Source organism: Eubacterium segne, from assembly GCF_014287775.1.
In the GTDB taxonomy this organism is placed as follows: Bacteria; Bacillota; Clostridia; order Lachnospirales; family Lachnospiraceae; genus Eubacterium_G; species Eubacterium_G segne.
This window is the reverse complement of sequence record NZ_JACOOZ010000007.1, coordinates 97,934-112,233: the sequence shown is the minus strand read 5'-3', so window position 1 is coordinate 112,233 and position 14,300 is coordinate 97,934. Positions and strand designations below refer to the sequence as shown.

Below are 14,300 nucleotides of genomic sequence, written 5' to 3'. Positions count from 1 at the left end.
TTTCCCATAACTATATTAATATTAATGAAAGGGCAAAAAAATATGAAGATTTTTAAGCAGATCACTTCAATTGTAATGGCAGTAGCCATGGTGGCCACGATTATTGCTGTAAATCCGGTAGACGCAAGTGCTAAAGTAACTATTAAGTCCGGAAAGAAGATTGCTTTAACCGTAGGCAAAAAAACAACAATTAAGGTAAAACAAAAAGGTGCAAAATTCACATCAAGCAATAAGAAAATTGCAACTGTAACTAAAAAGGGAAAAGTAACAGCCAAAAGACCCGGAGCATGTAAAATTGTGGTTAAAGTTGGAAAAAGCAAGAAAAGTGTTCCTGTAACTGTTACACCACCAAACATTACAATTGACAAGGCAAAAAATGCTTCAGACAAGGGTATTGAAGTAATGTGGGAAAAATCAGGTAACAGGTATATAACAGGTTATTATGTATATTACTCCACAAATGCTAAAAGCGGTTTTAAGTCTGTAAAAGTTGGTAATGTAAGCAGAACAAAAATTGACAATTTAACAGTAGGCAAAACATATTATTTTAAAGTCAAGGCATACTCAAAGGTTGGTAAGAAAATATACACCAGTGCCAAATATTCAGGAGTTGTAAGCGATAAGGTTCGTAAAATGGTTTGGAATGATGAATTTAAAGGAACAGAGCTTGACACAACAAAATGGAATAATAATGGTGCAACAGGTGCCGGCGGATACGGAAACAAGGAACTTCAGAACTATCAAATGAGATTTAGTGAAGTAAAAGATGGAAATCTGATTATTAAGCCACAGTTTGAGTATAATCCTGAAACTAAATCATGTGTACCTAATCGTTATTATTCAACTAAAATATGGACTAAGGATATGTATTCATTAAAGTATGGTAAAGTTGAGTTTAGAGCTAAATTACCAAAAGGTCAGGGAACATGGGCAGCAGGCTGGATGTTAGGATATGGAAAATGGCCGATGTGTGGTGAGATAGACGTTTTTGAATCAACTAAAGATGAAACAAAAACAACCATACCACAGTCTATCCATTGTCAGAGATTTAACGGAATGTCAACAAGTTCAGGAAATAAGTACAAAAATGCTATTGTAAAGGATGCAACAAGTGCATACCACACATACGGTGTTGTGTGGACACCTGATTCAGTTACATTTACCCTTGACGGAAAAATAACATGGACTTATGATCCGGATATGTACGTTGCTACAGGAAAGGGTGTAAACGTTCCTGCAATATGGCCGTATAATAAAGATTTCTACCTTATCATTAACTGTGCTATAGGTGGGGTTCTTGGTGGAGATGTAACGCCGAAGTACTGGACAAAGATTAATGAATACAATACAAATTCAGGAATAAGACAAACATATCAGGATTATATGTATGTTGACTATGTAAGGGTATACCAGTAAAACAATAAAAGATTTGTCCGGCGAAGAGAAGGAAAACTCTTTGCCGGATAGAAAATATGTTTAAAGAAAAATGGAGGTTATTGTATGGTTACAATAAAAGATGTTGCCAAGGAAGCAGGAGTGGCAATCTCAACAGTTTCAAATGTTTTTAACAGAGCTGATATCGTAAGTGAGGAAACAAAGCAGAAGGTATTATTGGCAGTAGAAAAATTGCATTACATTCCAAATATGAATGCAAAATTACTTAAGTCTAACAGAAAAAATACAATAGGCCTCTTTTTAACAAGTTTGCAGGGAGACTTCTATAAGGTATTAATACAGGCTGTTCACTTACAGTGTAAATTAAATAACTATATGTTAAATATTTATGTAAGTAACGGAAACTCACCGGACGAAATCTATAGAATGATTATTGCATCAGGAGTAGCAGGGGCAATTATCTATCATGAAGATTTAACAGGTGATTATGTTAAGAGAATAGCTACAGTTAATATTCCTATGGTATTCCTTGACAGGGCCAGCAAAGGAAGAAATATTTCAGGTGTGTTATCAGATGATAAGTTAGGTGCAACAATGGCTGTTGATCACTTAATTAAACTTGGTCACAAGAGAATCGGATATATGCATGGAAATGAATCGGGAGATGACAAGCATCGTTACGAAGGTTACGTTGAAATGATGGAAAAGAACAATCTCCCTATAGACGAAAACATTGTTTTAAGAGGTTATTATGAAGAATCTTTAGCGTATAGTGAAATGCGCTCATTGCTTTCTAGCGGTGTAGAACTGCCGGACGCAATGTTCTGTGCCAATGATGAAATGGCATGGGGATGTATACAGGCATTGCAGGATGTGGGAATTAAAGTTCCGGAACAGGTAAGCGTAATAGGTTATGATGACAGCACATTAAGTGCTTATTACGGAGTTCCACTTACAACAGTTCACAATCCGATTACAGAAATGGGCAGTGCCAGTGCCAATGAACTTTTCAGATTATTAAATGATGAGGGAGATAAGAGTGGTACTGTAACTAAGCTTTCTCCAAAGATGGTCTACAGAAGTTCATGTGGAAAGTGTAACAAGTAAAAAATAGATATATTCGTAAGGAGATTATAATGGAAAATTACAGACTTGAAGGTAAGACTTTTGTAATTGATGATTATGACAGATTACCTGCATTCTCAAGTTTTCTTCCTGGTCTTGCAGGTGTGAAAGGTATTCCAATGTGGACTTTTTACACCAACAGAGGTCAGGGAATGAACAGTTTTGGTATTGACAATAAGGGAAATGCCATTATGGAGTTCAATTCAGCAAATACAGCATTTGAAAATACAACAGTAAAAGGCTTTAGAACATTCTTAACCATAGACGGAGAATATTATGAACCATTCTTCAAATATGAAGATGATGCAAAACGTCAGATTCGTATGAATAAGAATAGTTTTAAAGTAATCGAAAGAAATGAAAAATACGGAATTGAAATAACAGTTAATTACTATGTTTTACCAAACGAAAGCATTGGAGCATTAGTAAGACAGGTTTCAATTAAAAACATAAGTGGACAGAAAAAGAACATAGAGATAATTGACGGACTTCCAAAGATTATTACATATGGTATTTCTAATGGTGAATTTAAGGAAATGTCAAACTTATTTAAAAGCTGGGCATATATCAAAAATATTGATAACAAAGTTCCTTATTATACACTTAGAGCTTCAACAAAGGATTCAGCTGAGGTATCAGATGTAGAGGGTGGTTACTATTATCTTACAGTTAAGGACGGAAAATTACAGGATGTAATTTACGACGTTGATACAGTGTTTGGTTATGATTTATCCCTTATGACACCGGTAAGATTTATTGATGGTGGCATTGATAATGTTCTTGGAAAAGAACAGTGCTTTGCTAACAAGGTACCTTGTGGTTTTACACCATTTAAGACACAGTTAGATGACGGAGAAGAATTCTCCTTTGATACAATGATGGGCTTTGCAGGTTCTGTAGATCAGATTAACGCAAAGATAGACACATTCTGTAAAGAAGGATATTTACAGGACAAATTTGTGGAAGCAGAAGAGTTAGCTGAAAGCTTTACTTCAGATGTTAAAACACATACTGCAGCAGGCAAGTTTGACCAGTATATTGAGCAGTGCTATTTAGATAACTTCCTTCGTGGAGGATATCCATATGTACTTAATAAAGACGGAAATAAATCAATTATTCACCTGTTTAGCCGTAAACATGGTGATCCTGAAAGAGATTATAATTTCTTCTCAATTGCAGCAGAGTATTATTCTCAGGGTAATGGTAACTTCCGTGATGTTTCACAGAATAGAAGAAATGACGTGTTCTTTAATAAAGATGTTGGGGACTTTAACGTAAAGACTTTCTTTAGTTTAGTTCAGGCAGACGGATACAATCCGTTAGAGGTACGTCCAAGTCTTTTCAATGTTATTGAAGGAAAAGAGGAAGAAGTTAAGGCATATGTAAAGGAAAGCATTGATGGTGATGCATCTGCCATTGTTAAAATAGTGGAAGGTAAATTTACACCGGGACAGATTTCCAATACAATCGCAAGATTACAGTTAAATCTTAAAGTGGATGATGGTGAATTTATTGCCAATATTTTAAATAACTGCAATCAGAATATAGAAGCCGGTTTTGGCGAAGGATACTGGAGTGACCATTGGGATTATAATATGGATCTTGTGGATAATTATTTATCAGTATTCCCTGACAAAAAGGATCAGTTCCTGTTTGGAGATGATACATATAAATTCTATGACAGCGTTGCATATGTTGTTCCAAGAGATGAGAAATATGTAATTAACAAAAAGGGTGATGTACGTCAGTACGGCATGGAAGTTGAAGATGAGGAGAAACTTGCAAGAGAAGGATTTAACAAGTGGGCAACTAACTGGTTAAAGGAAAAGGACGGCAAGACTGTTCATACAACCCTTGCAGTTAAGATGATTATTTTGGCACTTAGCAAGTTCGCCCAGATGGATATGGATGGAATTGGTGTTGAAATGGAAGGTGGAAAGCCTGGCTGGAACGATGCAATGAATGGACTTCCGGGATTGTTTGGTTCAGGAACACCTGAAACTTTTGAACTGAAGAGACTTGTTAAGTTTATTACAGATAATTTCGGTGGTGACGGATTTGTAGTAATGCCTGTTGAAATATCAAAATATTTAGATGCAGTTAAGGCAGAGCTGGACAAATATAATGCAGGAACCCTTAATGACTTTGAATATTGGGATGCTGTTGCATCAGTAAGAGAAGCTTACAGAGCTGCAACTAAGCTGGAATTTAGTGGAGATAAGGATTCAGTATCTAAGGCACACATCGTTGAAGTTTTTGAAGCATTTGCAGAGAAGATTGAAAAGGGTATTGAGAAGGCTGTAGAAATTGGAAATGGTCTTGTTCCTACATACTTTACTCATGAAGCCGTAGATTTTGAACCTGTAGTAGATGAAAATGGTGAGCCGGTTATTAGTCATTACGGATTACAGAAGGCAAAGGTTAAGGCATTTAAAGCGGTTCCTCTTCCGTATTTCCTTGAAGGTCCTGCAAGAATGATGGGATATGTTGATGTTGACACAGCAAGAGATATGTTCAACAAGGTAAAGAAAACAGATCTTTATGACAAGAAACTTGCCATGTACAAAACATCTGCATCAATTGAAGGATGCTCCATGGAAAATGGTCGTTGCCGTGCATTTACACCGGGATGGCAGGAGAGAGAAAATGTATTCCTTCATATGGAATATAAATATATTCTTGCTATGCTTAAGGCAGGCTTATATGATGAATATTATGACACAATAACAAGAGCACTTATACCGTTCCTTGATCCGAATATGTATGGAAGAAGCACATTAGAAAATTCTTCTTTCCTTGCATCAAGTGCAAATCCTAATCCGGATGTTCATGGAAGAGGATTTGTTGCAAGACTTTCAGGTTCTACAACAGAAATGATTTCTATGTGGATTGAAATGTTTATAGGTGACAAGGTATTTACATACGAAGATGGAAAGTTAGTTCTTAATTTTGAACCAAAACTTGCTAACTGGTTATTTGATGAAGGAAAGGCAACCTTCAGATTGCTTTCAACATGTGATGTTACATATGTAAATAACACAGGCAAGAATACATTTGGAAAGGATGCAGCTAAGGTATCTAAGATTGAAATCAATGGAGAAGTTGTTTCAACAGAACCAAAGATTGTGGGAGAAAAGGCTGAAGCTGTAAGAAACGGTGAAATAGACAAGATAACAGTTTATTTTGAATAAGTTTTCAGATGATAAAATAAAATAATATGATTTTTTTATCCGGCAGGAAATCCTGCCGGATATTTTTTATGCTAAATTGCCTGTAATGTAATAGTAATAATATGATATTATTGGAAGTATTATACAAAGTTACTGGAAAAGCTTGAAAAATGTTTTTATAAATTCTATAATGTTTTTATTCGAAAAACAAAGGGGAGGACTTATCCAATGAATACCAAAGCATTAAAATTTTTAGCACATGCACTTGTATTTATGATGATTGTGGAACTGGCAGTCATGAACATAAATATAAGTGCTTTTTCAATTGAAACGATATCATTAGCTGAAATGGACAGATTAAAATGTCAGTCAGTTAAGTGGATTAAAAAAGAACAAAACAGGGATGGAAGTTTTGGTGATAACATTTAACTTTATGAAACATCCCAAATATTGGAAAACTTAGCTTATGAGGAAAGCTTAGCAGATGAAAAAGAGAAGGCGTTACAATGGCTTAAAAAATCTGAAACTAAAAGTAACGATGACATATTCAGAAAATTCTTAGCAATTACCCAAAATAATAAATTAGTAAATAAAAATCAGGAAGAAATAGAGTTTGCAGAGCTCCAAAATAAAGATGGCGGGTTTGGAATTTCAAAAGATTATAAAAGTGATGTTTTAGACACTATTCTTGCAGTGGAGTGTATGGAGAAAAGCGAAAAAGATAATAGTGAAAAAATAACTAAAGCTGTAAATTATCTTAATCTTTGCCAAAATGAAGATGGTGGATTTGCTTTTTCGGGAGAAAAATCCAGCAGTTACCTTACAGCTTTGGTATACAGGGTTATTAAGGGAAATACAGCTTCATTTAACAAGGCAGGAAAAGAAACATTAAAAAAATGCAGGGAGTACATAAAAAGTAACGAAAAAGATAACACACTGTGGGGAACTGATGAGGAAACAATGAAAAATTCACTTATGTGTTCACTGGCGCTGGCGGAGGATGATGATGATACATTAAACAGAATTTCAGTTATCTCAAATAAAGTGGCTGAAGATGGCAGTTTATTTGAAGATATAGAACTTACAAGTCTTTACATTAGTTTGGTAAATGAGTATGAAGAAGCAGCCGGAAAGCTAAATACAGGTAATGTATTAATAAAAGGAATAAAGATAAGTTCTGAGAAGGAAAGAATAGGCGCCTATTCAGAAGTTAAAATAACACCTGATATTATAGGAATGAAGGACAATTATAAGGTAATTGTTGTTGTATCAGGAAAAGAAGGTTATTCACAAATGTTGAATACAGAAGGGAACAATACCTATTTATGGAATACAGAAAATAATATTGGTACTTTTGAAGTTCTAGTTTCAATAGTTGATAACATCAAAGGAGAGGTTATAGCAAGCAGGTTAAAGGCTGTTGAAGTATTAGAAACATTTGAAGTTCAATCTGTTAATAGTAATATTTCTCCAAAAGCATATAAAATTAATTCAGGTAAAAAAATAATAATACAGCCGTCAGCATATGTTTTATCAAATGTAAGTGATGAAATAACCGCAGAGGTAAGTATTATTGGGGACAATGAAAAGGTTTTATACAAGGCGGAAAATAAAAAAATTGGTGGAGAGAATTTAAAGGAAGTTATTTTTGATGATTTTACATATGTTCCGGATATAAAAGATACAACCATTGTCAGGGTTCAAACGAAAATATTAAGAAAAGGTGTGGAGCAAAAGACCAAAAACAATTATGTGAAGATATATTCATCCACAGACGAAAATAGAATTGACATAGATTATAAGGTTAGCAGTAACTTCATTGACACCACAACGGACAACATAAATGTTGATTTTTCATTATCAGGAAAAGGTTTATCGGAAACAATTAAAAGAAAACCAATGGACATAATGATAATGCTTGACAGTTCCGGAAGCATGTCAAAAGAGGATTGGAAGAAAGCGGTAGATGGTGCGAAATTAATAATAGATAACAAGCAGCCGGAAGACAGAGTGGCAATGTTTGATGTTACTTTGAACAGATACATTGGAGATTTTACAAATAATGAAAAGGAAATAAATTGGGGGCTTGAGAGAGCCTATGGCAAAGAACCGAACGGTGGAACATTCACGTATTATGCCATAAATTATTTTTCAGGTTTTTTTGACGAAGATGACAGAGACAGGGTAATATATTTATTTACTGATGGAACGAGAAGTCAAGGGATAGATAGCAAGACACTTGATGAAGATAAAATCAGAGAAAAGAATATTAATATTTATGGTGTTTATCTGGAAAATGATTATTCGATGGAAAAAATCGAAGAAGCAAAGGAAATAATGGAGTATATCACAGAAGTAGGTGGAGGACGCTGGGTTAATTCAAAGGATAACGGCGAAATTATCAGTAGTGTTAGGGAATTACTGGGAGATATTTTCAAAATGGCAGGAAGAAATGTGAAACTTTCCATGACACTGGAAAATGATATTCCATTTTCAAAAATAAGTTTTGATAATAAACCTGATGAAGTGATAAAAAATGAAGATGGTACAACAACAGTAATCTACAATAGAAATTATTTAAGAGTGGGGGAGGACCGGAATTTAGACATTAAATATGACATTTCAAATATGTTCTTTGAGAAAGATATAAATTTAATTAAAGACATAAAATTTTCTTACGTTGATGAAAATGATGAGAACATAGAAATTAACTTAGATGACATAAAGATTGGTGTTTCAAACAATAAAAGTTCAGCTATACCGGATATAAAAAATGAAGATGAAAGTGAGGATGAGAGCACTGTTAAAATCGAGAAAAAAGAAGGAAACAGTATATTGTCCCACAATAAACCGGAAGAAACAATAATGGATGAAAATAAGGGACAAGTCACAGGAAAAATGTCATTATCTGACAATAGAGTATATGTTGGGGATGATATTACGGCAGATATTAATTTAACTGATTATAACAATTTAGAAAAGAAAAAAACAAATACAAGAATTGTATTAATCAATAAGGATGATGCCAACAGAATTTACATAACTGACGGTGAGATGGAACTTGCAGGTAGTAACGAAGCTGGTGAAAAGATAACTGTTAAAACTAAGAGCTATGAAGAGGGAAGTTATATTGCCATATATATGGCGGAGATTAATGGAGAAATGACAGCCCTTGATGTAGCAGGAATAGATATTTTGGAACACATATATATATTGAAAGTTACGGCAGGAACAGGAGGAAATGTAGAGGATAAAAGTGGGGAATACAAGAAGAACAAAGTAGTCACCTTAAATGCTAAAGCCAATAAGGGATATGTATTTGATAAGTGGGTAAGTGAAGATATATCATTGGACATTAATCAGGTAAATAGTTCACAAATAAACATAGTTATGCCGGATAAAGGCGTAAGAATAAAGGCAGTGTTTGTGAAAGAGAAAAATGCGGGTAGGGGTAAGGATGATAAAAATACTGTCAAAGATAACAAAAACAAAGAAGAAACTGCCAATAAAAGGGGTGGTTCTAAGACGGATTTAAATCATAGTAACAAAGCAAAAAACAATGTTGCAAGTATAGATAACAGAAGTGTTAAGGAAGAAAAAGAGTCAGAGTCAGTGAAATATATGGAAAACGGTAAGTCCATATTAAGTCCTACAACAGGTGATTTTATTACCAGGGATAATATTAGGATAATGATTCTGATACAATGTATAGCTTTAATTATCATTTGCGTAGCATTGAAGAAAAACAACAGGAAAGAACAAGAAGGGGTACAGTAATGTCATTAAGCATGTTTAAAAATAAATTATATAATACAATAATAGCAGCGTCACTTATTGTTGCAATAATGGTAGTATCTACTTATGCACCGGACATTTTGCCGGGAGAAAGTAAGTCGGATAAGACAATTGCATGTAATGAGATGAAGGGGGAAAAACCACAGATAAGGGTGGCTTCAGCAAAGAAATATAGCGATATTTCACAAGTGATGGAAGAATTAGAAGGTTCAACAGAGGGAGAAAAACAAAAAGACACACTGAATAATCTTGGAAAACTAATAAAGGATACAGAGGAAACAGTAAAAAAGGAAGTTAAGAACGCAAAGAAAAATACAACATCGGAAGAAATAATAAAAAGAGCCGACAGCTATGAAAAACTGGCAATGAATGGTCTTAACAGGGTTTCAGAAAAAATTGAAAAGCTGTCTGAAAAAATGAAATCAGGTACTGTTTCGGAAAAAGAAGTTAATGTTGAGATTGCATCAATAAAATCTGAAATAGAAGATATGCAAAAGTATGATGAGCCAAAGGTGGATAATGACGATGAGGCTCATGGAAGGGCAACGGGGTATGAATCAGAAAAAATAATTGGTGAGCAGATGGTTAAGTCTAATTACATAAATTATAGTGCTGATTCTACGGAAGCTGCCAACGAGTCATATCTTAAAATTAACGAAAGTATACAAAAAATAGCCGATTCATTGGAAACACCGGCAGAAATATATGAATATGTCAGAAACAATATTCAGTATAGGCAGTATACCGGTTTAAGACTTGGTGCCATAGGAACATATGAGCAAAAAGCAGGAAATGATCTGGATCAGGCGGCGTTACTGATTGCATTATTAAGATATAAGGGATATGAAGCAAAGTTTGTAACAGGCAATGTTGATATTGAAATAAATAAGGCAATGAACTGGCTTGGAGTTAAGACAGAAAAAGCAGCTGTTAATGCAATGTCAATGCTGGGAGTCTCAACTAATTATGGAATTAATGGAAAAGGCAAGATTACTAAATTGAGAATAGAACATGCCTGGGTAAAGGTGCTGGTTCCATATGATTCATACAGGGGTGCAGGAAAAGTTAGTGGAGAAAAGGTATGGGTAGATGTTGACCCGTCCTTTAAACAGTATGAAGAAGAGGTGGAAGATAATAGGGTAGAGAAATTTTTGCGGGGAGATACAGAAAAAAACGTTACTTATTCTAGTACAGAAAAATTGGAAGAAGCACTAATCAATTCAGATTACAAAGATATATTCAACGGGGATATTCAAAATAGCGAAAATGAAGTATCACAAAAGCAAAGTGAACTTAAGGACTTTATAAATAATAATGATATAGAATTAAAGGAAGTTGCTGATGCAGTAGGGATAAGAAATATAAAGAAGGTAGAAACCGGATATCTGCCTAACAGTCTTCCTTACCATGTAGTAAGCATAACGTATGAAGAAAATTACCTTACAGATGATTTTATGGATAAAATCACATTGGCAGTTAATAATGCACTGTACGGGGAAACCTTTGCTGAAACTGCGGATGCAAGCATTACATTTTATACGGCGGATTTATATGGACATAATGTAACATTAAGTTATGAGCCTGCAACCGATGAGGATGAAAAAATAATAGACAGGTATGGTGATTTATTTTCAACACCATCATATCTGGTAAGAGTGAAGCCGGTAATAAAGGTAGATGAGCAAAAGGTTCTTGAAGGTAATTCACAGATTCCGGGTACATACACGAACCTTGTAATGAATATAGCTGAGGCAGGAACTGATGAAGTAAAGGTGGAAAATCCCCTTGTTTCAGGTGGGATTTATGGAATTGTATTTGATTACAATACCATAAACAGCACTTATTTTGACACAAAATATGAAGAGCTTCAGTCCTGTGTTGATGAGGTTAAAAGTGGAAAAAGAAATCTGATTCAGGCAATGGAAGTTTTGACATGTACCGTGGGTCAGGAGTATTTCGGGTATCTTGATTTATACACACAGCTCTCGGCAAAGGCGGCCGGGGTACAGTGGGCAAGGTGTATCAGCCAATGCATAGTGGGGTACATGCCGAAGGTAAGCAGGATGATGGGAATGCCTGTTGCCATTAGTGACGGTTCATTATATATTGACGTGGATACTGATACATTAGGGGTTGCACCGAAGCAGGATGAATCTGAAAACAAAGATGAAGCTATCAGAGAAAATGCAGACGTAAAGAATTTTATGATGCTAAGTGGAGCGATAGGTTCGTATTTAGAGGGATATGTAATAGGTGAAGCAACAGACACTCAGGGAATATCTTCCATATCAGTTATTGAGGAGGCAAAGGAAAGAGGTATAGACGTTCTTACTTTGGCAAATGAAGATACGGATAAGTTAAATAGTCTTTCAATTAACGAAAATACCAAAAAGGAAATTCAAAAGGCACTAAATAATGGTAAACTAGTAATAGTACCAGAGAAAGAAATATCTTACTACGATTGGCGGGGAACCGGTTATATTGTATTAAATACCGAAAATGGTGCAGCTTCTTACATGATTGCAGGTGGTTTATGCGGAGGACAAAGTTCATCTGAAATTAGTTTGGTGCTGTTCACAGTGTTGGTAGCTATCGCAGCGGTATTTGCAATAGCCACATATGAGTATTTTGCATTATGCGCATTGGAAGCACTGATGAATGTGTTGGTATCCTTAGCATCAGGAATCAGCATTTTGGATATATGTGTGATAATACTTAGTGTAACAGGGGCATATTACGCCGGAAAGGAAATAATTAATGTAGGGGAATGGACGTCGGATTATGTGAAAAATCCTAACCGTGAAACGGCAGAAAAGATACTTGAGAAGGCTTTGGAAGCCTGGGTGATGGTACTCGTATTTGACTACGCAATGCCTAAAATAATGGAGGGCATAAGTTACGATGAGTCAGCTTTTTTCAAATTTATATCTAAAAAGTATGGAAAATGGAAAGTAATAGACATAGGGAAGGATGTCAAACCATCAAAACCGGATGTGGATCCGGTAGATCCGGGAGAAAATAAACCGGATGTGGATCCAGCAGATCCGGGAGAGAATAAACCGGACGTGGATCCTGCTGATCCGGGAGAGAATAAACCGGACGTGGATCCTGCTGATCCGGGAGAGAATAAACCGGGACCGGGAGACGGTGGTTCCGGCTCAGAAGGAGGTTCAGGGTCAGATAATACAGGAACAGGAGAAGATGATTACGGAACAGGAGGAGATTCAGATTCAGGTGGTTCAGGATCCGAAGAAGGCGACTCGGAAATAGGAAAAGACGACTCCGGAAAAGATGGAGAAAAAACAGATCCGGGAGTAGGAAAAAGCGATTCGGAGATAGGAGGAGGCTCAGGAAAAGATACAGGTACAGGGGGTACAGGAGGGGGAAAAGATACAGGCGGAAACAGAGCCATAGATGATTACTGGTATGGTATAAAGAATAAGTATGGGGACAAGTTCGCCAATGAACTGGAACCCTTTGGAAAAGACGGACAAACATTAATAAAGAGATATGAAGAAAATGGCAACATTCACGATGTAATTGATGTAATCAACAGTCTGCCGGAAACTGATGAAAAGAAGGGCATTCAGTTAATGATAGATTACCTTGATGACGCGGTGAAATTGTTGAAAAATAAAAACACTCTGTCATTAAGTAAGACGCTATGTAAAGGACTTAAGGAGAATAAAATAACTATAGATAAATTTCAGGAATTGAAGCTTAAGCCGTTAAAGGGTGAAAAATACACAGGAAGAGAGAAGGAGATAATTAAGTCTATTAGGGAAAAGTTTACAATAAATGAGAGTACTTTGCTGAGAAAATATATTAAGCAGGAAGATGTTGAAAAGTATGTAAGTGGAGAATATAATGCTGTAATAGGGTATATATCAAGGGTAGAAGACTATAATGATGTTGGAAATTTTAAGGATATTTTTGAAACATTTCGTCTGAATTACAAAGGCACACCATATCACTCAATAGACAAGTCATACTGGAAGATAGAATTTAATACTATATCAGATGATTTGGAGAGGATTAATTTGGACAAAACATATGGAATAGAATTTGGAGGTGGTAATGTAGATGAAAATCCATGTACAAGAAATGGATTTACGGGATCGGAAAATGGTAAAGTCATACCAGAATGGAACTTAAAAAAAGATGGAGTAGGATATGATAATAATGCGTTGATGACCAAGATTGAAAATGGAAAGATAGTGGAACAGTATAGGTACGTACAAAAAGAAAATTTATGGAGGAAAATAAAATGAGATTGAGAAGGGGTAGCTACATAACTTACAATGGGAAAGAAACATTGTTGTATAGAGATGGTGTTATTAATAAATTAGTAATTCCACTCTATGATGACGATTTTATAGATGACAAGTGCATACAGGATGAGTGGGGAGGTTACATTCGCCCCGTTACACCAGATGAGATAGGAAACATCCGTAGTGTCAGACCATACGCAATATATAAGGGACATAAGGTGGCATTAAGGGGAAGCAAGTTGTTTGAAAAAATGGCAATTACACCGACAAGTATGGATGATGAAGATTATGAAGAAACAATGAAAGCGTTAGGTATTAAACATGAATATAATGGAGAAGATACAGTATTTGTGCCCATCAAGGATTTGGATATTTATGAAAGAGTAAAGTATTATGACAGATACGAATATTTTAAGGGAATATATAAACCATACAAGATTGAGGATTACCATGTGATAATTAAGGACGGTGAGTTACATAGACATAAGGTGGAATAGACTTACATTTTAGAAGGTACATATAGACAATTGAATAATAAGATTGA

The 14,300-nt window shown here is 35.3% G+C and carries 7 protein-coding genes; all 7 read left to right on the top strand.

Annotated elements, in window-relative coordinates; all coding sequences use genetic code 11:
* Nucleotides 1-42: 42 nt before the first annotated feature.
* The 7 genes from H8S00_RS10370 to H8S00_RS10340 all read left to right on the top strand — a co-directional run bounded on the left by H8S00_RS10370 (nt 43) and on the right by H8S00_RS10340 (nt 14,253).
* Nucleotides 43-1,416, top strand: a complete 1,374-nt coding sequence (locus tag H8S00_RS10370; RefSeq protein WP_158576881.1) for a family 16 glycosylhydrolase — start codon at nt 43-45, stop codon at nt 1,414-1,416.
* 84 nt (nt 1,417-1,500) lie between these two features.
* On the top strand, nt 1,501-2,502 hold the full coding sequence (locus tag H8S00_RS10365) for a LacI family DNA-binding transcriptional regulator (RefSeq protein WP_021952102.1): 1,002 nt from the start codon (nt 1,501-1,503) through the stop codon (nt 2,500-2,502).
* Nucleotides 2,503-2,531: 29 nt separating this feature from the next.
* Nucleotides 2,532-5,711 (top strand): cellobiose phosphorylase, encoded by a 3,180-nt coding sequence (locus H8S00_RS10360; protein WP_118590008.1) that lies wholly within the window; start codon nt 2,532-2,534, stop codon nt 5,709-5,711.
* A gap of 207 nt (nt 5,712-5,918) precedes the next feature.
* A complete protein-coding gene (locus H8S00_RS10355) occupies nt 5,919-6,119 on the top strand; it encodes a hypothetical protein (protein WP_118590010.1) in 201 nt (66 codons plus the stop codon).
* A gap of 21 nt (nt 6,120-6,140) precedes the next feature.
* Complete coding sequence (locus H8S00_RS10350) at nt 6,141-9,467, top strand: InlB B-repeat-containing protein (protein ID WP_118590012.1); 3,327 nt, start codon at nt 6,141-6,143, stop codon at nt 9,465-9,467.
* Complete coding sequence (locus tag H8S00_RS10345; RefSeq protein ID WP_158576879.1) at nt 9,467-13,756, top strand: transglutaminase-like domain-containing protein; 4,290 nt, start codon at nt 9,467-9,469, stop codon at nt 13,754-13,756. Before H8S00_RS10350 ends, H8S00_RS10345 begins: the two co-directional genes overlap by 1 nt.
* Entirely contained in the window at nt 13,753-14,253 is a 501-nt protein-coding gene (locus tag H8S00_RS10340; RefSeq protein ID WP_118590016.1) for a hypothetical protein, read from the top strand. Before H8S00_RS10345 ends, H8S00_RS10340 begins: the two co-directional genes overlap by 4 nt.
* The last annotated feature ends 47 nt before the right edge of the window (nt 14,254-14,300 follow it).

Excerpts from the sequence above, each read along its gene's own strand:
- H8S00_RS10370 (WP_158576881.1), top strand. The coding sequence starts at position 43 with ATGAAGATTTTTAAGCAGATCACTTCAATTGTAATGGCAGTAGCCATG.
- H8S00_RS10365 (WP_021952102.1), top strand. The coding sequence starts at position 1,501 with ATGGTTACAATAAAAGATGTTGCCAAGGAAGCAGGAGTGGCAATCTCA.
- H8S00_RS10360 (WP_118590008.1), top strand. The coding sequence starts at position 2,532 with ATGGAAAATTACAGACTTGAAGGTAAGACTTTTGTAATTGATGATTAT.
- H8S00_RS10355 (WP_118590010.1), top strand. The coding sequence starts at position 5,919 with ATGAATACCAAAGCATTAAAATTTTTAGCACATGCACTTGTATTTATG.
- H8S00_RS10345 (WP_158576879.1), top strand. The coding sequence starts at position 9,467 with ATGTCATTAAGCATGTTTAAAAATAAATTATATAATACAATAATAGCA.
- H8S00_RS10340 (WP_118590016.1), top strand. The coding sequence starts at position 13,753 with ATGAGATTGAGAAGGGGTAGCTACATAACTTACAATGGGAAAGAAACA.